Below are 19,033 nucleotides of genomic sequence, written 5' to 3' on the forward strand. Positions count from 1 at the left end.
GTTCTTCGGCTAGCCTGCGTCGACCCAAAAGGTCATCGCCATGGCTTCCAATGGGGTTGTCGCTACGCGGCATGTGCTACCTCTTCCATCATTAGCTGCGACAGGAATCGTCACTACTTCCGGCTACTTTTTGAAGTAGTCCAAATACGATTCGACTTCTTGTGATTTCTCGGGAGCACCTAAGGGTCTAGATTGAACCAATCGCTGAAGTGGAGGCCAGCCGGGTCAGCGACCCACTGAGACCCCTGCTCCGCCACGCGCGACCAGTTGCTGCAGCGCCTTGTCGTAGACGTAATCGGTGATCTCGCCGGACATGATCATTGCGACGGCCTTGTTGATGGTCTCCAGCGGAACCACGAACCACTCCGATGGGTCGTAGTCGCGTCCCTTCCGGTCGACCTGCGTCAGGTCCAGACGCACCTCGGCGAACACGCGGTGCAAGAGGTGCTCCAGCCACGACGCACGCACGTTGTAGAGCCGGTAGTCCGCCAGGACCTTCACGGGTGCCATCAGGTAGGTCGGCGACTTCGCCGCGTTTTTGATGCGGGTCTCGACCTTGGTAGTCGAGAAGCCGATCTTGTGGAGATCCTTCATCCCAGCGACAACAGGATCCTTGCTGAGCGACTGCAATACGTAGATGTGGCCGCTCTCCACGTCGGCGTCGAGGGCTTCGGTAGCATCGTGGCCTGTCCGCGCCAGGACCTGGCCCTGTGCTTCGTACATGCGGGTCATGAGGCTCTGTTTGTACATCGCCGATTCAGTGCCGTTTTCGAAGACGAGGCGGAGCCGCTGCTTCTGCCTGGGCTTGCCGCCGACAATCAGGTCCACGTCTTCACCGACCTCAGCGACAAAGCACATAACGCCACTGAGAACGAAGAACGCACCCTCACGGATAAGATCCATGCCGGTGAAAGGCACCAGACTATATGTGCCTTCGGCCAGCTCGGCGTGCTTCGCTTTGAACAAAGGTTCGAACAGGTCGAAGTCCTCGGCCTTTACCCGCTGAGCGACCGAGTCCGGAGACTCGGGCCGTTTGATCACGGGAAGATCCGATACGTCGAGGATGCCACTGTCGTCGCCGAGCAGATCGTCCAGGTCATCGCTGTCAAGAAGCTCGTCCAATGACTCTGGCGCTGCCTCTACAGCCAGGAGTTCGAACTCCGTGTCGAGGTGTTTGAGCGCTGCGATCTTTTCGTCGCTGGCCAGGATGCCCTCCAGGCGGGCCCCAAGCTTCCGCTCGGCGATCTCCCTCGTCGCCGAGCTCGGCAGACGCTCGTGTGTCCGGCGGAACTCTACGATCTCCAGGAAAGCCCGCTCAAGGCGGTCAGACGAGGTGACCTTCTTGGCTTTCTCAGGCACGTTGAGCAGGCCATCGAGGTCGTTGTCGATGAGGTCTTGCAGGGAAGCCGGTGCTTCCTCGAAAATTTCGTCGTTATCGATCATTCGTCCGTTGCCATTTCAGTCGCACGCTTTTGGGCTTCGAGTTTCTGCTTGGCCCGCTGGAGCCAGAGCAGCGCGTCGGCGTATCGTTTCTCAGTCGGTTCCTCGGCACGGGAGTCTGGCCGTCGATTGTTGACCTTGATCCAGTTCTTGATCCGGGGAACAAGAGCCAGAGCCTCTTCCTCAGTGAACTCGACACGGGTAGCCGTGATCTGGTCCTGGATGATCCGCAGTACCGAGGGAGTCACCGACTTGGACATGACCTCAAAGGCGCGCTGGAAGGGGTTCACCGAGTCGATGAGGTTGATGGTGAGCTCGTCGATGTTGACGAACTTCTCGGCCATCTTAATGAACCTTTTGTCTGCGACTTCGCGCACCTCACCGTTCTTGACCACCGAGTCCACGACGACCTGCTGCCGCACCTCCTCGACCTGCGATTCGTCAAGGTCCGGGTACTTTTCCCGGATGATCTTCGGGATCAGGACCTTGTTGGCGGTCTCAGCGTCTATCGAGCCGGCAGCTGCGCGAGCGAAGGTGTCGTCTTGCAAGATCGTAGCTTTCAGATCGTTCAGGTCCGTCTCGACGATCTGCTTGACACGCTCCGTCGAGGGCTCCTTAAAGCCCTTGATCTTCAGCTGACCGGGGATCTTCGAGTCGTCCGAATCGAACTTCTTAGTTTTGAAAGTGAAATTCTGTGCGAGTACCTGCTCCATAAGCAACGATGCCGTAATGGCCTTCAGCATGTTGTTCACCGAGACCTTCACTTCACCCTGAGTGGCGTCGGGCTCAGCGATCAGGTTCGTGAACTGGGCATGCTCCTTGCCGGGGCTGTCGCGGGTAACGCGGCCGATGATCTGGATGACCTCGGTCAGCGAGGCACGGTACCCGACAGTCAGGGCATGTTCGGCAAAAGGCCAGTCGAAGCCCTCCTTGGCCATGCCCAGGGCGATGATGATGTCCACAGCGTGGCGCTCTTTCGAGGCGACATGGGAGAGATAGTGGAGCGTGTCAGCACGCTTCTTCTGGTCTGTGTCGTCCACGAGGTCGGCGACGCGAAGAATCTCACCGGTGTCTTTGTGGCGAATGCTGATGATTCCGGTATCGGGGTCGGTGTCTTCGACGTGGCCGATCGCATCGATGATGAACCCCACTTCTTCGATCTTGTCCTTGGTGGACTCCCCCGAGTTGACGTTCGGAATATGAACGATGGTCTTCTTGTCCAGGTGCAGGACCTCACCGATCGCATCGGTATAGCGGCCTTGGTAGAAGTGATGCCCTATGCCGAGCGAGTGCAGGTGCTCATAACCGTTGAGCTGGTCGTAGTAGTTGAACGTGACCGGTGTGAACTGTGCCTCGTCCTCAGCAGACAGAACCGGCACTGAGTCTCCGCGGAAGTACGAGCCGGTCATTGCGACGATGTGCACATCCGAGCCGTTCATGACTTCGCGCAGCAGCGCGCCGAGGCGGTTGGCTTCAGTATCAGCGGAGACATGGTGGAACTCATCAATCGCCAGCACGGTGCCGTTGAACGCTTCCGGTGCGAGCTTCTCAAAGGCGAACCGCAGCGTTGCGTGCGTGCAAACCAGGGTGGCGTCGGGGCCTTCAAGGAACTTGATGAACGCTCCGACTTTGCCCTGCGAGGAACCAGGGTCACAGAGGTTGTGCTCGTCTTTGATTTCCCAGTCTGCGAAGAACCCGTGCGAGGTGAGGTTCGTTGAGGAGAAGGAGGCTCCGATGGATCGCTCGGGGACGGCGACGATAACCTTTTTCCGGCCCTGGTTATAGAGCTTGTCGAGCGCAACAAACATCAGAGCACGCGATTTGCCTGAGGCCGGCGGAGCCTTGACCAGGAGGTGCTGGGCATCCTTCTTGGCGAAGACGCGCTGCTGCATCTCTCGCATACCTAAGGCATCGGTGTTGACCGACGCCTTGGTGCGGGCATAGGTCACGTCGACGATGTTCATCGGCTTCTTCACTTCTTCTTGTTCCCCTTTGCAGATTCCGCTGCCATCTCTTCATACATGGCAAAGAGGTCCGACAGTCTTTGCTCATCGGTCTCGTATCCGCGCTTGGAGTAGATCGAATCCACCAACGCATCAACTTCGTCATGCGCCGTCCGCAGGTCCTCCGGCATAAAGTCCGGATCGTACAGATCTGCGAAGTTCCTCTCGCAGTGGTACTCACGTACGTCAAGCACACGCAACGCCGCAACGGTCAGCTTCTCCTTTATCGCGTCCGACAGAGGCGGCACCGGGAAGTTGTTGTAGACGATCGTATTCGAGTAGCGGATTCGGGTTTCCAGTTGCCCGCCAACAGCTCGGATCCAAACCATGTGCATCCGAGACATCAACAACGCGAAGACCCAAGGCTTCGCGTCATATACAGCGTTCGCCGAATCTCCGACAACGGTCTCGGGGCCCAGATAGCCAAAGGGTATGTACTTGCGTCGCTCGGAAGAGTGCCTAGGGACAATGATGGATTCCGTCGGTTTGTAGCTAATTTGTACAAATTTATGGGGTTGAGAGGCATACGCGGCCGTGCTGGCCGCTTTGCTCTTGCTTCGTTCCTCCGCCACGCGGGCCAGTCGGCTGGCGATTGGTGCGATGGATAAGGCAGTCGCAGCGAAGCCGTCAGGAATCCAAAGGCAGTAGCGTTCTCCATCGTTGATCACTTCGGACGTTCCCATGAATCGCTTGATGAACTGACCGCTCTGCGGGTCGTTGTCGATCATCTGCTGGCGCTCATCCGGAGACAGCAGGAGACCACCACCGTCACGCGGCATCGAGCCGAAAACCATGTCGGGCAGCTGGGCACTGAGCGGCTTCTTGCGCCGTTCCATGACGACATTGGGTCCGTCAGCGAGATAGCCGTTGATGTTGTCCGCTGAAATCTGAAGGTCTTCTGTATAAAGGTACTTTGGCTCCGTCCGAGCCATTCGCAGGCCGATCACCGCGACGGTGACGCCAGCGTTGCGCTTGGCGTTGTTCTCCCACTTGAAGGACGTGTAGGCGAATCCGATCTCTATACCCTTTGTGAAGATCATCGGGAACATCAGGCCAACGTGTTCGCCCTGAGACACCGAGTTCGTGGTGACGAACGCGAGCTCGGCTCGCGTGCCCTCGATGTAGTCGGCAGCCTTCACGAACCAGAGAGCGATGTAGTCAAGGTTCTTCGAATATGGACGGCGTCCGAACACGAAGTCATAGTCCGCCTTCTGATCCTTGGTCTGGGTCTTCGCCCCGGCGTACGGAGGGTTTCCGATGAGGTAGATCTCCGCCTGACCGTTGTTCGAGCAGACGGTGTTCCAGTCGGTACGTGCGGCGTTGCCAGCCTGGATCTGTCCGGTCTCTTTGAGCGGGATAAGTGGGATGGAAACGTTGAATTTCTCTTTGAACTCGGTGTTCATCTGGTGCTTGGCGATCCATAACGAGAGGATCGCGACCTCGACCGCGAAATCGTCGATCTCGATACCGTAAAAGCTCTCGATATTGATCTTGGACTCGGCGTACAGCACCTGGTGATTGACGTCGATGTCGGCTAGGCGCTCCAAGATCGCGTGCTCCAGACGGCGCAGTTCCTTGTAGGCAATAATGAGGAAATTGCCGGATCCACAGGCAGGGTCGAAAATCTTGATCGCACTGATGCGCTCGAGCAGTGCTTCAAGCTTCTTGACGGAGTCGAATCCCGCATCAAGCTGTTCTTTCAAATCATCCAGGAACAAAGGTTCGATGGTCTTGAGGATGTTCGGCACTGAAGTGTAGTGCTGACCCAGGTCGCTTCGCTTGCCCGGGGTGACAATGGCCTGGAACATCGAGCCGAAAATGTCCGGGTTGATGTCGCGCCAGATCAAGGTGCCGGACTCAATCAGCAGGTCGCGGGCCTTCTTCGTGAAGACCGGAACGATGTGCTCAGAGGACATTGTGAATAGGCGACCGTTGACATACGGGAATGCGGCCAGGTGCTTGGGTTTGTCCTCGACCCGTTCGGTATCGAGGGCTGTGAACAGGTCGGTCAAGAACTCTGCGACGTCTGATCCGTCGGGTTGGGTGTGGGAGCCGACGGCATTGGTGAACGCGCCCTCATCGAAGATTCCGGTGTCTTCGGCGAAGAAGCAGAACAGGAGCCGGGTGAAGAACACATTGAGTGCATGACGCCCGTGCGCCAGGTCGAACATTTCGGGGTTCGCCGCCAGCAGCTCATCGAACAGTTTGCCCATCCGCTCGGCAGCTTTGACGTCCGCGTGCGCCTCAGCGACATATTGCGCTTTCTCCATGCCGGCCCAGGGCAGGAAGAACGTGAAGTGCTGATCAATGTCCCGGATCGGGATCATCAGGTTCTCGCCGGTCTTCGTGTCGATGGCTAGCAGTTCCGTGTAATCGGTAACGATCACGAAGCGGGTGTTGTACCGAACGACCAACGGCGAAGTCTTCAGCTCATCGATGACCGCGAGAGGGTCACCGGTCGTCTCCTTGAAGTAGACGACGTTCTTCTGTGCGACCTCGCTGGCGGGGTCGTGGGCAACGTTGAGTGAGCCATTGCGCAATCTGGTCACGTTGCCCTGAGGCTTGCCGTAAGCCAGCAGCAGGCCGAAAATGAACTCGCGATCATAGGATTCGCGGTTTCCGAGTGGGGCGACACGCTCCTCGACAGCTTTCAGGTTGAGCTTCACCATGGAACGTCTTCTTCTCTCACAAACGTGGTCCCAGCAAGGTTCACCGATAGCCACGGTTCACTCAAGTGGGACTCAAATCATTGGCAGGTTAGCAGTGCTGCCTGCCAGACATTATCAGGGACTGTGCGGTGTGAGGGTTTGTCTCTTCCAGGATGAGCCCGAAGCTCCCAGGAGAGCGCCCCTCCTCCCAGCTGATCAAGCGGTACGAATCGCGATTGGTTTGGATCCTTCGGGGATTTGGGCTTCTGCGGCCGCTTTGGCTGTCTCGTACGTCGTGCTTTCAGCTTCGACCTAGCTGAGCTGCCCGTCGCCGGCCTCTACGGTCATGGTTACTTTCGCTCCCATATTTAGGCAACTGCCCTGGCTAGGGTGCTTTTCAGCGTTGACAGCAGCGCTGCCTGGTGTTGTTTCTGGCGCCGGTCCACGGGGCGTATCCCGTCCAGTGCGTGGCAGGGGGTCATCATCCAAAGGGCGAAGTAGTTGTGAGGGATCCGCAGTTGCATCGCTCGCTGGAACAGGCTCGCGATCACAGGGTTCACTGACCTGTCCGGCTGGAACTGGAATCCAGGGCAAAAGGTGCCTTCGTCGGTGAAGACGCGGACGAGCTGGCGCAGCACCGGTTCCGGATCCGGGAACCTCGTATCGAGCCGTTCCCGGACTTGATCCAGAGTGGGTTGGCCGAACTCGTATCGGATCGTGTCCCACAGCTGGGATGGAATGGGGGAGCGGTATGGGTCAGCCGGCATCGGTGATAGCGTCCAGCAGCCATTGGGTGGAGGCGGGTTCGCGGCGGAGCAGGAAGGTTCGCAGTGCCGAGTTGGACGAGAGCTTGACCTGTACCCGCCAGAATTCGATGTCAACGATGTTCCCGATACCGACAGGCGCGCTGGTACGGGTCTGCCACCAGGAGTCCCGCTCGAACCAGTGCACGGGATCTTCGGTAATCACCCACAGGCGCCCCTCATGCCGGACGGCCAGGGGCCGGCCCGTGGGGCTGAAGCGCACATCGACCGGGACCTTCAGGGATGTTTCATTGGCTGTTGCTGTCACGTTTTACGCGCTCTCCTAGGTTCCTGTTGTTTGCACCGGCGCGGCGGGTAACCGCGGACGCCCAGACCCATGTGCGATAGGTAAGGGGTCCGTCCTGCCATCTGACCTCGACGGCCTTCGCCGTCCAGGCAAACACCTCGCCCTCAACGAGCTCAGCGCAGTTCGGGAACCGAAGCCAGGCCCTGACCGGGATTCCCGGATAGACGTTGTGGACCGGGAAGTGCTTGAAATCAAGCTCTTCCAAGGTGAGCCCGAACGGCTGCGCACGCCTGGAGTACCGCGCGTGCAGCGCCTTGGCCTGCTCGGAACTCACTACCACGCTTACTAGAATATATGTTCGAACGACACCGGAAAATTTTAGCGGCATCCAATGAGTGCCGCTTCCATCAACTATGGGGTGGGGGTACGACAAAAGGCCTCGCACCCGGATACGGAGCGGGTTATGCCCATTGTGGGCAGGTGGAGACCGGAGGATGAATCTCAAAGCTGTCCACACTGGGTATAACCCGCCGCACCGCCGTAATCAGCGGTGCCTGTTGTTCAGTTCAGGGGGAACCCTGACCTCTGCAGGGTCCAGCTCCGGCCTGACACGCTTCCAAGTGACGGGGTGCCGAAAGGACGTGCCGGACCAGGCGACGTCGGCCGAGACCTCGACCACGACTGGTTCGACCAGTGTCAGCCGCACGGGGCCTTTGTCCTTGCTGAATCTGTTCAGGGAGGACTCGCTGATCTCTTCGGGCCAGGGATGCCCGGGCCCGGCCGGGTGGAGGTGCCGGCCCAGTTCACGCCCGGCCATTGTGGACAGGACGGTCGAGCGGGCGACAATCTTCAGTTCGCCGCCCATGGGCAGGCCGGCGATGATGGCCTGTGGTTGGGCCACGGACCCGATCACGGCCGCGCACACCACGTCCCAAAGATCCTTGTGCTTGAGCTTCAACCAAATCCTGGCGGCCTCGTAGGGCTGGGAGCCTTTGAATACGAGACCTTCGATTCCTGTCGCGGGAAGATCCCGCAGCCAGGTCTTTGCCAGGTTCATGTCCGTGGTGATGGGGGAGAGGTGCAATGGTGGGGCCCAGTCCCGGGCGAGCTCCTCGAGCAGCTGCCGGCGCCCGGTGAACGGCACACCCCGGGTGTCCTGCCCTGCAACGGCCAGCACATCGAAGGCCACGAACGAAGCGGGCAACTCATTGGCCACGGCCGGAAGCGCGGCCCTGGAGGTGACCATGCGCTGCTGCAGCGCATCGAAATCCAACCGGTCCCGGTTCCAAATGACGGTTTCACCATCCAGGACCACCCCGGGAGGCACTTGCTCTGCGAGGGCGGCGGCTGCGTCCGGCAGGATTCGGGTAAGTTCCTTGCCCTGTCTGGACCACAGCGTCACCTTGCCGCCGTCATTAAAGGCGGTAGTGCGGAAACCGTCCCATTTGGGTTCGGCCCATAGGCCGCCGGGCAGTGCGTTGGGGCCGGGGAAGGTCTTGACGAGTTTTGCCAGGGCAACCGCGACCGGTGGGTGCAGTGCCGGCGGAAGGGACTCGGCCATGGGCCCAGCCTAAAGGAGAAACCAGTACGAACGTCCGTGCTGGTTTTTACTTGGCTGTAGGACCTTCCGTAGCGGCGTCCTCCGCGTCGACGCGGCGGAGTAATGCCGCCATGCTCCGCACAGCTGCCGGATCTTCCTGCCAGGGCTTGCCGCCTCGTGAGCAGGCATGAAACCCGGTGGCAGCTGATTCTTTCGCTGCCTCGGCGAGTTCGGCCCACGCCGCTTTCAGGTCTGCCGCCTGCTCAGGAGTCAACGGCTCCTGTTCCTTCGGCTCAATGGTCGCTGCGAAGGCGGGGCGACCAGCAGCCGTTGCCGGCTTGCGCCGACGGGCGAACCAGCTCCACAGGCCCATCGGTTTTCCCTTCGTATCAACACTCAAATGACCGTCCAAGGCAAAGCAGAGGGCCGCAACCGGTGGGAATGGGCCCTCTGCCCTGGGTGTAAACATCCTGCTGCTTACGCCTTCGAGCATGCCACATCGGTAAGTGATGGTGCATGCTCGCGGGGCTCGCACCTGTTTGGGCGTCCGCTGGCGCGGCCGGCTGGTGGGTCCAGGTGGCGCCGTCGCAGAGCTCCGGACCCCCTGGCCCTGTGTTGTCTGCGACGCTTTTTGGCTGCTGTCCTGACGGATTGTACGTGTCCGCTCCGGCCGGTCTAGCCCCTCCTTCGTCGGGGCCTGCGGTGCAGGAAATGTCCCTGCGGCGCTCCTTCGTCGCTGATTTCCTCCGGGAATTTCCCGCCCCTTGCCCTCACGGGTAGACAGGCCTCCGTCGGCCACAGCTCCGCAAGCTTCGCCAGCAGCCAAAACAACGGAGGGAGAGGGGACGCTGGCCGGTCACCTAAGCCGCCCCACCCACCAACCCTTTCGGCAAAAAAGGAGCAACACCATGAACACAGTCACTAAGAGGGCCGTGACCACCGTCGACACCGGCGAAACGGTCCACGATGTGCCCGTGCTCGTCGATTACCACATGAACGACGGTTACGACTGGATGGACGTCATCAGCGAACACGGCTGGGCCGTGATCCCCAGCTGGGGGTGTGACGGGTGGGACCTGGGCCAGTGGCCGTACGTCATGGTTGCCGGGATCCGTACCGCCGATGAGATCGGGAACCTGTTCGGCATGGCCACCTACTGCGAAGGCGACGTGCGAACGACCTTCTATCGGACCAAGGCGAGGTTTTGGACTGCGATAAGTGAGCAGGCCTTCTTCCACTGGAAGAACGGGCAGGCCCACGGCCCGGATGACCTGCCGGAGGCCGCCGCCGAACTACCCAGCCGGTACCGGATGCCCTGCACCCTCGCGGACGTGGCCTAACCAGCACTTTCAACCGCTGCACTGCCCGGCCGGAGCCGGGCAGTGCAGCGGCCCAAGGACTTCAAAGGAGCCAGCACATGAGCAACGACACCACGGCCCCCAAGGGCATCACCGCCCTGATCTACCGCGATGCCCTGGGTACGGACTTCTCTAACCGGGGCATCTCGGCCCGCGTCATGGAAGTAACCGTCATTGGCGAGGGCATCGACCCGGTTTTCGAGGCCACCGAGGAACGGCCCGCCGTCCGGCTCGTCAAAAACGAGCACTTCCACTGTGAGACCGTGGTGCACGCCGAGCCGGTCGCCCCGGCCGGTGAACCTGCACCGTGGTTCATGTTCGGCGGCACGTTCATTTTCAGCAGTGACGCCCGGTTCCGCCGCGCCGCCGGACATTACGGAGCCGTCCCGCTGCACGACCGCCGCGAATAGGGCTGAGGGTGGCCGGTCTTTCGGGGCCGGTCACCGCGGGCGGTCCGCCGTCGTGGCCGGCTTGTCCTGGTGGTTGGCGGCGGCGGACCGCCATTTCGCCCGGAGCAGGTGCCGGGCGGCGGCCGACGGCGGCAAGCCAACCGGAGGCGGTGTCGTTGGGTTGTCCGTGGCCCGGGGTGGAAGGCAGGCTCGCGGGGCTCGCCCTGGTTTCCGCTGCGCTGCAACCAGTTGAAGGGCGTCCGCTGGCGCGGCCGGCTGTTGGGTCCAGTGCCGGCTCCGCAGGGCTCCGCCGTCCCTGGCCCTTGTGTTGTCTGCGACGCTTTTTGGCTGCTGTCCTGACGGATTGTACGTGCCCGTTCCGGCCCCTCTAGCCCCTCCTGCGTCGGGGCCTGCGACCCGCAAAAGTCTTCTCCGGCGCTCCTTCGTCGCTTATTTCCTCCGAAGATTTTCCGGGTCTTGCCCTTACGGGTAGACGGGCCTGCACGGGCACAGCTCCGCAAGCTTCGCCAGCAGCCAAAACAACGGGGGGAGAGGGGAAGCTGGCCGGTCACCTGAGCCGCCCCACCCACCAACCCTTTCGGCAAAAAAGGAGCAACACCATGAACGACTTCATCAAATTCACCGGCCCGGCCGACGTCCTGGCTTTCATTCCGCACACGCTGGGACAGACCCCCACGGAGTCCTTTGTCGCACTGACCATGCAGGGCAACAAGATAGGCGCGACCCTGCGCGTGGATGCCCCGTTCGGGCAGGATCCCGTCGGTTACGCCCAAACCATCGTCAGCTACCTGACCGCTGACGAGGCTGCCACCGGCAGCCTGCTGGTCATCTACACCGATGAGAGCACGATCGACGGCAGCAGCCCCTACGCCGGGCACGTGCAGGCACTGCGCTCCGAACTGGAAACCGCCGGAATGCCCCTGCAGGACGCATGGCTGGTGACCTCGGAATTGTGGCGGAACTACCACTGCACGGACACCGGCTGCTGCCCCGATGAGTCGCTGGACAGCATCACCACCAGCAACGGCAACGCCGCCCTGATCTACCGGGGGAGCGCCGTGACCGGCTTCATCGCACCGGCACCCTTCACCGGAGACGAGACGGCCCGCGAGACCATCACCGCGCACAAGCCTGACGGCTGGCCCGAAGACCTCGAAGCCAGCCGTGCTGCCTGGGTCAAGGTCCTGAAGGACCCCAAGAGCCTGACGACCGAGACCGCGCACCAGCTGGCAGGAGCGTTGCAGCACCCCACCATCCGGGACTACATGATGGGCGACATCGTCCCGCACGCGCCCGAGCAGTTCACCTCCGTCATGCTTGGTGTGTTCCCCACCCGCCCCGACTGGGCGCGCGTGGACACGGCACAGGAAGTCGCGTTCGAGCTGATGAAAGCCACCCCGGAAGGGCAGCGCGCCCCCATGTTGTGCCTGATCGGCTGGCTGGAATGGCTCAAAGGACAATCCAGTTTCGCTGCCCGCTACTTCAAGCTCGCACTGGAGGACGTGGCCGGGTATCGGCTGGCGGAACTGCTGGGCGAACTGGTCAACCGCGGCCTGCTGGCTGACTGCAGCCGCGACCCGAAAAGGGCCTATGACCGCCGCCTGAAGCGCTAGCTTCGATGAGGGCCGGACTCCACTACAAAGAGGGGTCCGGCCCTCCCCGCGGGATCTTCGCCAGGTGCGCGGCGGCCTCCCCCGCTTCGCTCCGCCGGCCGCGTAAACGCTGCGCGGGCACCGCGACTTCCAGCCCACGCGCAGGAACTGCCGATACTGTGAAAGGACACCGCCGTCCCGTACAGCCAAGGAGTCCCGAGCGTGGCAGATCAATTCCGCATGACCGAGGACGACACCGTCGCCCCGGACGCGAGCCCCCTTGAAGACATCCTGGAACTGAGCCTGCTCACCGCAGGCCCAGCCACCGGCCCGGTAGACCGGCCCAGGAAAGACCACCGACACTACGAGCTGTAAACCCAAGCAGCACTGACGCTGCATCACAGATTTCCTTATTGCCGAGGGAAACTCAGGAAGGCCGGCACGGACAATGCCGGCCTTCCTTCATGCGCGCAGGGATGCAGCTGTCGACCGGGGAGCGGGTGTTCGCCAGGGCTCACACCGATAAGGGCGTCCGCTGGCGCGGCCGGCTGCGGGGTCCAGGTGGCACCGTCGCAGAGCTCCGGACCCCCTGGCCCTGTCTTGTCTGCGACGCTTTTTGGCTGCTGTCCTGACGGATTGTACGTACCCGCTCCGCCCCCTCTAGCCCCTGTCGTTCCTCCCGGGGCCTGCGCCCCGCAAAAGTCTTCTCCGGCGCTCCTTCGTCGCTTATTTCCTCCGAAGATTTTCCGGGTCTTGCCCTTACGGGTAGACGGGCCTGCACGGGCACAGCTCCGCAAGCTTCGCCAGCAGCCAAAACAACGGGGGAGAGGGGACGCTGGCCGGTCACCTGAGCCGCCCCACCCACCAACCCTTTCGGCAAAAAAGGAGCAACACCATGAACGACCGCATTGCACGCGCAGCCCTGACCCGCCTGTTCGAACCAAACGACACCGTTGGGCGGACCCTCGTTGGCAGGCTCGGCGCGTACGCCGCGCTGCGTCTCGCCACCGGCGCCCAACCCGCCCACACCCTCCCGGACGTGACGGCCGAGGAACTGGCCGACGCGCTGAAGCGCTGGGCACCCCGCGTGCCCGACCTGGACCCGGAAAAGGACCTGGCTACCATCGAACGCCTCGGCGGCGGTTTCCTGATCCCCGGCGATGAGCACTGGCCCACGGGCTTGGACGACCTCCCTGACGCGCCCCTGGGCCTTTGGTACCGGGGCAACATCGGGAACGGGATCCCCGCCCCGTCCAACTGTGCTGCACTGGCAGGGTCACGGGACTGCACGAGCTACGGCGCGGCCGTCACCGGTGACCTCGCCTACAGCCTGGCCCAGCGCGGAATCTGCGTGATCGCAGGCCTCGGCTACGGCATCGATGCCCACGCCCACCGCGCTGCACTGGCTGGAAGCACCGGAGAAGGCCCGGCCACTATCGCCGTCCTGGCCGGGGGACTGGACCGGGACTACCCGTCGGGCAACGCGGACCTCGCGGCCGCGATCCGCGGCAACGGGCTGACGCTTTCCGAGCTGCCCCCGGGAGCCGCCCCTAGCCGGGCAAGATTTTTGTACAGAAATCGCATCATTGCAGCCCTTGCCGGGGTGACGTGCGTAGTGGAGGCCCGCTGGCGCTCCGGGGCCCTGAATATCGCCCACCACGCCGAAACCATAGCCCGTCATGTCGCCGCCGTCCCGGGCAGCGTCCACAGCGCCAACTCCGCAGGGTGCCACCGGCTCCTGAAAGAAGGAGGCGCGGAACTGGTGACCGACGCAGCCGAGCTGACCGAACTGCTCGCCAGCTAAACCCTCCGAGGGTGGCCGGTCCTTCGGGGCCGGTCACCGCGGGCGGTCCGCCGTCGTGGCCGGCTTGCGCTGCTGGTCGCCCCGGCGGACCGCCAAGACCGCAATAACCAGGTGCCGGGCGGCGTCCGCCGGCGGCAAGCCACAGGAGGCGGTGTCGTTGGTTGTCCGTGGCCCGGGGAGAGGCAGGCTCGCGGGGCTCGCCCTGGGTTTGCGCTGCGCTGCAACCAGTTGATGGGCGTCCGCTGGCGCGGCCGGCTGTTGGGTCCAGGTGGCGCCGTCGCAGAGCTCCGGACCCCCTGGCCTTTTGTGTCTGCGACGATGCTCCTATAGTCGTCAAATTGCTGTTGATCGTGCTTTTTAGTGGTTGGCTCGCTCAGCTGGTGCGGACGGTGGGAGGCAGGGGTTGGCTGCGTCGTAGGTGGGCGGCCGTTATTGCCAGCCAGGTCCAAGCGAGGACTACGGCTGCTGTGAAGCTAAGAACGATGACGGCTGACGTTGACCCGCTGGCAATGCCGACGAAGGCGGCGAGAAAGAGGATTCCGGTAGCAAGGGAGAATGCTCCGAGCCTCCGGTTTTCGGATGTGTAGAACCGGCGGGCCATAACGCAGCAGGCAGCGATGAAGGCGGCAAAGCCAATCCCTGCGGTAACGAAGTGAAGAAACCCGTGGAGGGACCCGGAGATAGGGGGTCCGGGAGGTGCGCCTTGAGGGAATCCGTTCATGGGATCGGCGGTGAAAATCCCCGCACCCACTAATCCGGCACCGTAGATTCCGACGAGAACCGGCCCCCAGGTGGCTCCTCGTCCGGGGTTGAGTGCGCGACGGAATCCGACGGCGGTCAGGAGGGTTAGGGCGCCGGTGAGGATCAGGTTTGTGGTTTGCATCCAGCCTAGGTCGCCGTTGGCTAGGACGCTGAGGTCGTTATGTGCCGCGTCGAAGCCCGGGCGAAGAAACGCCTGGGCATAGCTGACCAGAAGGTATAGGGGGCCGGCGGTGATGCCACAGGCCAGCAATACCCGCGTGGCAGAGGAGGCGGGCGGGCGTCGTTGGGATCCCTGATGTTCGGTCTGATAGCTGATTTTGGGCATGGTCTATTCCGGTCTGTGGGCGAAATGAATTTGGTGAGAGTGGTCAACGGGTCAGTTGGTGAAGGACCCGCGGAGTTCGGCTGCCATTGCTGCGTCTGAGACTTGGTGTGTTTGGCCCTCGAGGGTGCGGTGAAGGGCCTGGGGGATCGCGGCGGCTGTTGTTGCTTGAGCTGAGGTCATGACCGGGGCGGCTTTTCCACCGACCATGACAAGGGTCGGCACCGTGATTTTGGCGAACCGGCCGGTGGGTGCGGTGAAGTTGTTGGTAACGGCAATTTCATTGGGGAGGGTGTTGGCGGCGTCCTTTTGGCTCTTCCAGATCTTTGGCATGAGGCGCAGCATGAGGGGCACAAATGCAGGGACGCCGATCATCTTGACCAAGAAGTAGGAGACCATCGCGCCGCGCTTGTTTTGGGCGAGCAGTGAGTTCAGGTGCCCGGCGTGGTCGACGGGCGTTCCGTCGACGTTCCCGATTCCCGTGTAGGGGGCCTCGTAGGTGGCGAGCTTGCGCATCGGGATACCCGCCGCTGCTGCTTCGAGGGCGAGGGCCGCACCGGAGGAGATGCCATAGACGTAGGGGTCTCCGCCCGCATGGGTGATGACGGCGGCTAGGTCTTCGATTTCGCGTTCCACGGAGTAGGGCCGTGTATCACCGCTGTCGCCGCGGCCGCGACGGTCGTAGAAGTACACGGTGAAGGAGTCGGCCAGCGTGGTGGCCAGGGCCCGCGCCGGGCCGAAGGACCGGCCGCAGAAGGCGCCGTCAACCAGGACCAGGGAGGGGCCGGAGCCGATGTGTTCGACGGAGATGGGGGTTCCGTCCGCTGAGGTGATCTGGGTGACCTGGCTTTGGGCGGCGCTGGTTTTCATGCTGTGGGCCTTTCGAGGAGGGTGTCGAGTTTGGTGAAGGACAGTATCCATCCGGCGTGGGTCATGTCCCGGATCTCGTCGGTGAACGGGCCTTGATGGAGGGTCATGCGCGTCCGGTCGCCGTGATCGTGGAACTGAAGCCGCAGCACGACGTCGTCCACGGGCCCAGCCTCGGTCAGCGCTGTCAGTTGAATCTCGAGGGATTCCGGTGCCTGAAAGGCGGTGATGCGCCCCCGGATGGGGTGGCCGGCCCCGGTAGCGTTGTCGACCATGGTCAACTCCCACCGGCCCTGCTCCACGAGCTCCACGATGATGCTGTCCACGGGTACGTGAACTCCTTCAGGCCCGAACCATGAGGCGAGGAGTTGGGGTTCGGTCCAGAACCGCCAGACCGTGTCCCTGGGGGCGGCGAAAGAGCGGGAAATGAAAACATCGTGTTCTGTGACTTCCTGCTGGCGCCCCTCAGACATCTCGGCCCTTTCCCATAGGTGGGGTGTCGCGCTGAAACGAGGCCAGCGCGCCGTCGAGTTTGTCGAAGGACTCACCCCAAAACTTCTTGTACCGCTCCATGTACTCGCTCGCTTCCTTAAGCCGGTCGGGCTCCAGATGACTGAACCGGGCAGTCGCTACCCGGTTCCGGGAGATCAGGCCAGCATTTTCCAATACCTTCAAATGCCTCGAAATCGCCGGTTGGCTGATCCTGAAAGGCGCCGCGAGGTCGGACACCTGCGCGTCACCGTCAGCGAGCCGCTGCAGAATAGCCCGCCGAGTCGGATCGGCCAACGCCGCGAACACTGCACTCAATTCATCAACCATCAAAACCATAACCTTGTCGTTATATAACCTTGTGGTTTTAGAGTAAGTCTGGTTTGAGTAAAGCGTCAAGCCTTGAGTCTCAGCTAACGGCGCCCGGTAACGCATTTGTCCTTGCTGCAGCTGTCGTCGGAGGTGTGCGGCGTGGCATTTCGGCCTGGTCGATGAGCCATTTCCGGTAGGCGCCGGCCAGGGCATCGTTGCGGATATGTCCGCGTTCCAGACGCGAAATGATGGAAACCCATTGACCAAGTTCGCCGGCGACGGTCGTTAAGGTCATGCCGAGGTCTGTCCGCCTGCGGCGGAGGTCGGAGTTGTCGGGTGCGGGCCGGGGATTGGTGATCTGACGGTAGATTTCCCTGGCTGCGTAGCGTTTGAGGCAGCGCATGATTTCGCGTTTGCTCTTTCCCTCTGACGTGCGTTTAGCCACGTACTCCTTGGTCCGTTGGCACGAGCCCATGCGCACCAGAACAACCTGGTGCAAGGCATTATTGGCGCTGCGGTCGCCGCCCCTGCTGAGCCGGTGGCGGGTTGTCTTGCCCGATGAGGCTGGCACCGGGGCGACGCCGACGAGCGAAGCGAACTGGGCCTCGTTCCCCAGACGGTCCGGATTGTCCCCGACGGTGATCAACAACTGGCTGGCCACTTCGGTTCCGACTCCTGGGAGATCACAAAGCATCGGAGCATAGCCGTCCAGGATTTCCTTGAGGGCAGCGTCAGCAGCCGCGATTTCCGTTCCCAGCGCTTGGCATCGGGCTGCCAACGCCTTGAGCGTCAGCAGAGTCACGTACTCGGGGTCAGCCATATGCCCGGAAGGTCTCGTGCGCTGCAGGGCAGGAATCAGCGCTGAGGTGGCCAGCGCCCGGTATTTCGCCCGGATCTTGTCCGGGGCTGAAACGAGGAGCGCCTTGATCTGGTTGATGGCCGCAGTGCGGGCCTTGATGGCTGATGCGCGCCCGGAACGTACGATCCGCAGGCATTCGACGGGGCCGTCTTTGGCCTTAGGGATCGCCTTGGTCCGCCCCTCGAGCACGGACTTGGCGGCCTGGTAGGCATCCAACGGGTCTGACTTCCCTTTGAGACGACGGGCGGCCCGGTTCGGGCGGTTTACCTCCAGCACGGTGAGCCCTTCACCCCGAAGAGTTCGGGCGAGTTCGGCACCGTAGGAGCCTGTTCCTTCGACCCCGACGGCTACGACTGTGCCGTAGGAAGTGATGAAGTCGATGATTTTCCGGTATCCGGATCCCACGGCCAGGAATTCCCTGTCTGCAAGGGGTTTGCCGTGTTCGTTGATCACGGCTACGTGGTGTGTGTCGGCGTGGGTGTCGATACCCGCGATGACTTTTATTGGTTCGCTTGCCAAGATGGAAATTGCCCCTCAGTCGCGTCGAATGCTGATTGATCGGGCGCGGGCCAGGTGGGCAGACAAAACGGTAATGGGACTGGTCGTATCAGGCTCCTATGAGGTCATGTCCGCCTGGCCCGACACCCCTTTTAACGGACCTTGAGCCGGCGGACAGATCGTCGGGAAGACAGTGCCGCCTGGTACGTCAATTTTTGGCTGGGTCACGCCGGCTCAAGGACTGTTCCAGTATTACCGCTTTTTGGCTGCTGTCCTGACGGATTGTACGTGTCCGCTCCGGCCGGTCTAGCCCCTCCTTCGTCGGGGCCTGCGGGGCAGGAAATGTCCCTGCGGCGCTCCTTCGTCGCTGATTTCCTCCGGGAATTTCCCGCCCCTTGCCTTGCGGGTAGACAGGCCTCCGTCGGCCACAGCTTCGCAAGCTTCGCCAGCAGCCAAAAATCAGCGGGGGAGAGGGGATGCTGGCCGGTTACCTGAGCCGCCCCACCCACCAACCCTTTCGGCAAAAGAGGAGCAACACCACATGAACGCAGCACCCACGCTTGAAATGCTCGACCCGGCCACGCTGACGGTCGACGTCAACGTCCGTAAGGACGCCGCCCTGACCGCTGATTTCGTTGCCAGTATCAAGGAACATGGCGTGATGGAACCGGTGATCGGCCACCGCAAGGACGGCGGCGCCGTGCACGTGCTGATGGGGCAGCGCCGCACCCGCGCCGCGGTGGAAGCGCAGCGGCCCCTGATCCCGGTGATGATCATCGATTCCCCGGAGGAGGCCGAACGTATCGTGACGCAGGTGGTGGAGAACATTCAGCGCGCTGAACTGACCGAAGCGGACGAAGCCGACGCCTACCACCAGCTATCCCTGATCGGTGTCTCGGCGGCCGCGATCGCGAAGAAGACCGGGCGTACCAAGACAACGGTGGAGTCCGCATTGAAGGCCAAGTCCTCGGACGCTGGAGCCGCCGCCCTGGACAGGGGATGGAGCATCGAGGAGGCGCTGATCATGGCTGAGTTCTTTCTTATGTGGACACTGCGCGCCTTTCTGTCGAGTGGGCCAA

18 protein-coding genes and 1 pseudogene are annotated in these 19,033 nt (G+C 62.1%); 6 read left to right on the forward strand and 13 right to left on the reverse strand.

All coding sequences use genetic code 11. The annotated features are described in order from the left end of the window. Positions 1-225: 225 nt before the first annotated feature. The 8 genes from AC1DDG_RS15145 to AC1DDG_RS15180 form a co-directional block, all read right to left on the reverse strand. Positions 226-1,443: a GIY-YIG nuclease family protein gene (locus tag AC1DDG_RS15145; protein WP_476876698.1), complete on the reverse strand. Its 1,218-nt coding sequence runs from the start codon at positions 1,441-1,443 to the stop codon at positions 226-228. Then, positions 1,440-3,416: a DEAD/DEAH box helicase gene (locus AC1DDG_RS15150; protein ID WP_476876699.1), complete on the reverse strand. Its 1,977-nt coding sequence runs from the start codon at positions 3,414-3,416 to the stop codon at positions 1,440-1,442. The genes AC1DDG_RS15145 and AC1DDG_RS15150 overlap by 4 nt, the downstream gene beginning before the upstream one ends. After that, complete coding sequence (locus AC1DDG_RS15155; RefSeq protein ID WP_476876700.1) at positions 3,413-6,112, reverse strand: DNA methyltransferase; 2,700 nt, start codon at positions 6,110-6,112, stop codon at positions 3,413-3,415. The genes AC1DDG_RS15150 and AC1DDG_RS15155 overlap by 4 nt, the downstream gene beginning before the upstream one ends. Positions 6,113-6,459: 347 nt before the next feature. After that, positions 6,460-6,858 (reverse strand): hypothetical protein, encoded by a 399-nt coding sequence (locus AC1DDG_RS15160; RefSeq protein WP_476876701.1) that lies wholly within the window; start codon positions 6,856-6,858, stop codon positions 6,460-6,462. Then, on the reverse strand, positions 6,848-7,162 hold the full coding sequence (locus tag AC1DDG_RS15165; RefSeq protein WP_476876702.1) for a hypothetical protein: 315 nt from the start codon (positions 7,160-7,162) through the stop codon (positions 6,848-6,850). Before AC1DDG_RS15165 ends, AC1DDG_RS15160 begins: the two co-directional genes overlap by 11 nt. After that, a complete protein-coding gene (locus tag AC1DDG_RS15170) occupies positions 7,143-7,475 on the reverse strand; it encodes a hypothetical protein (RefSeq protein ID WP_476876703.1) in 333 nt (110 codons plus the stop codon). Before AC1DDG_RS15170 ends, AC1DDG_RS15165 begins: the two co-directional genes overlap by 20 nt. A gap of 210 nt (positions 7,476-7,685) precedes the next feature. After that, positions 7,686-8,702: an ATP-dependent DNA ligase gene (locus AC1DDG_RS15175; RefSeq protein ID WP_476876704.1), complete on the reverse strand. Its 1,017-nt coding sequence runs from the start codon at positions 8,700-8,702 to the stop codon at positions 7,686-7,688. Between the two features lie 46 nt (positions 8,703-8,748). Next, positions 8,749-9,054 carry a hypothetical protein gene (locus AC1DDG_RS15180; RefSeq protein ID WP_476876705.1) on the reverse strand — a complete coding sequence of 102 codons (306 nt, stop codon included), beginning with the start codon at positions 9,052-9,054 and terminating at the stop codon, positions 8,749-8,751. 535 nt (positions 9,055-9,589) lie between these two features. Here AC1DDG_RS15180 and AC1DDG_RS15185 point away from each other — a divergent pair. The 5 genes from AC1DDG_RS15185 (at position 9,590) to AC1DDG_RS15205 (ending at position 13,845) form a co-directional block, all read left to right on the forward strand. Then, positions 9,590-10,021, forward strand: a complete 432-nt coding sequence (locus AC1DDG_RS15185; RefSeq protein WP_476876706.1) for a hypothetical protein — start codon at positions 9,590-9,592, stop codon at positions 10,019-10,021. A gap of 77 nt (positions 10,022-10,098) precedes the next feature. Then, the gene (locus tag AC1DDG_RS15190; RefSeq protein ID WP_476876707.1) at positions 10,099-10,449 is read left to right on the forward strand and encodes a hypothetical protein; all 351 of its coding nucleotides are present in this window, start codon (positions 10,099-10,101) and stop codon (positions 10,447-10,449) included. A gap of 599 nt (positions 10,450-11,048) precedes the next feature. Further along, the gene (locus tag AC1DDG_RS15195) at positions 11,049-12,062 is read left to right on the forward strand and encodes a DUF4192 domain-containing protein (protein WP_476876708.1); all 1,014 of its coding nucleotides are present in this window, start codon (positions 11,049-11,051) and stop codon (positions 12,060-12,062) included. Positions 12,063-12,263: 201 nt separating this feature from the next. Next, positions 12,264-12,416 (forward strand): hypothetical protein, encoded by a 153-nt coding sequence (locus AC1DDG_RS15200; RefSeq protein WP_015061970.1) that lies wholly within the window; start codon positions 12,264-12,266, stop codon positions 12,414-12,416. A 520-nt stretch (positions 12,417-12,936) separates the two neighbouring features. Continuing rightward, complete coding sequence (locus tag AC1DDG_RS15205) at positions 12,937-13,845, forward strand: DNA-processing protein DprA (protein ID WP_476876709.1); 909 nt, start codon at positions 12,937-12,939, stop codon at positions 13,843-13,845. Positions 13,846-14,218: 373 nt separating this feature from the next. On the opposite strand, the gene AC1DDG_RS15210 is transcribed toward AC1DDG_RS15205, so the two are convergent. From AC1DDG_RS15210 to AC1DDG_RS15230, 5 genes are read right to left on the reverse strand one after another with little or no spacing between them, the layout of a single operon-like run. Continuing rightward, on the reverse strand, positions 14,219-14,932 hold the full coding sequence (locus AC1DDG_RS15210; RefSeq protein ID WP_285242556.1) for a DUF998 domain-containing protein: 714 nt from the start codon (positions 14,930-14,932) through the stop codon (positions 14,219-14,221). Between the two features lie 51 nt (positions 14,933-14,983). Next, complete coding sequence (locus tag AC1DDG_RS15215) at positions 14,984-15,799, reverse strand: alpha/beta fold hydrolase (RefSeq protein ID WP_476876710.1); 816 nt, start codon at positions 15,797-15,799, stop codon at positions 14,984-14,986. Further along, positions 15,796-16,269 carry an SRPBCC family protein gene (locus AC1DDG_RS15220; RefSeq protein ID WP_284987857.1) on the reverse strand — a complete coding sequence of 158 codons (474 nt, stop codon included), beginning with the start codon at positions 16,267-16,269 and terminating at the stop codon, positions 15,796-15,798. Before AC1DDG_RS15220 ends, AC1DDG_RS15215 begins: the two co-directional genes overlap by 4 nt. Then, positions 16,262-16,684 (reverse strand): ArsR/SmtB family transcription factor, encoded by a 423-nt coding sequence (locus tag AC1DDG_RS15225; protein WP_285242558.1) that lies wholly within the window; start codon positions 16,682-16,684, stop codon positions 16,262-16,264. Before AC1DDG_RS15225 ends, AC1DDG_RS15220 begins: the two co-directional genes overlap by 8 nt. Positions 16,685-16,694: 10 nt before the next feature. Next, positions 16,695-17,975 carry an IS110 family RNA-guided transposase gene (locus tag AC1DDG_RS15230; RefSeq protein WP_441410707.1) on the reverse strand — a complete coding sequence of 427 codons (1,281 nt, stop codon included), beginning with the start codon at positions 17,973-17,975 and terminating at the stop codon, positions 16,695-16,697. 520 nt (positions 17,976-18,495) lie between these two features. On the opposite strand from AC1DDG_RS15230, the pseudogene AC1DDG_RS15235 reads away from it, so the two are divergent. Then, a pseudogene (locus AC1DDG_RS15235) lies at positions 18,496-18,990 on the forward strand (ParB/RepB/Spo0J family partition protein); the annotation flags it as partial. Positions 18,991-19,033 lie beyond the last annotated feature (43 nt).

The organism is Arthrobacter sp. 10L430 (genome assembly GCF_056395245.1).

What these genes read in the sequence shown, in the direction of transcription:
- AC1DDG_RS15145 (WP_476876698.1), bottom strand. Translation starts at nt 1,443, where the DNA reads ATGATCGATAACGACGAAATTTTCGAGGAAGCACCGGCTTCCCTGCAA.
- AC1DDG_RS15155 (WP_476876700.1), bottom strand. Translation starts at nt 6,112, where the DNA reads ATGGTGAAGCTCAACCTGAAAGCTGTCGAGGAGCGTGTCGCCCCACTC.
- AC1DDG_RS15160 (WP_476876701.1), bottom strand. Translation starts at nt 6,858, where the DNA reads ATGCCGGCTGACCCATACCGCTCCCCCATTCCATCCCAGCTGTGGGAC.
- AC1DDG_RS15175 (WP_476876704.1), bottom strand. Translation starts at nt 8,702, where the DNA reads ATGGCCGAGTCCCTTCCGCCGGCACTGCACCCACCGGTCGCGGTTGCC.
- AC1DDG_RS15180 (WP_476876705.1), bottom strand. Translation starts at nt 9,054, where the DNA reads ATGGGCCTGTGGAGCTGGTTCGCCCGTCGGCGCAAGCCGGCAACGGCT.
- AC1DDG_RS15185 (WP_476876706.1), top strand. Translation starts at nt 9,590, where the DNA reads ATGAACACAGTCACTAAGAGGGCCGTGACCACCGTCGACACCGGCGAA.
- AC1DDG_RS15190 (WP_476876707.1), top strand. Translation starts at nt 10,099, where the DNA reads ATGAGCAACGACACCACGGCCCCCAAGGGCATCACCGCCCTGATCTAC.
- AC1DDG_RS15195 (WP_476876708.1), top strand. Translation starts at nt 11,049, where the DNA reads ATGAACGACTTCATCAAATTCACCGGCCCGGCCGACGTCCTGGCTTTC.
- AC1DDG_RS15205 (WP_476876709.1), top strand. Translation starts at nt 12,937, where the DNA reads ATGAACGACCGCATTGCACGCGCAGCCCTGACCCGCCTGTTCGAACCA.
- AC1DDG_RS15210 (WP_285242556.1), bottom strand. Translation starts at nt 14,932, where the DNA reads ATGCCCAAAATCAGCTATCAGACCGAACATCAGGGATCCCAACGACGC.
- AC1DDG_RS15215 (WP_476876710.1), bottom strand. Translation starts at nt 15,799, where the DNA reads ATGAAAACCAGCGCCGCCCAAAGCCAGGTCACCCAGATCACCTCAGCG.
- AC1DDG_RS15220 (WP_284987857.1), bottom strand. Translation starts at nt 16,269, where the DNA reads ATGTCTGAGGGGCGCCAGCAGGAAGTCACAGAACACGATGTTTTCATT.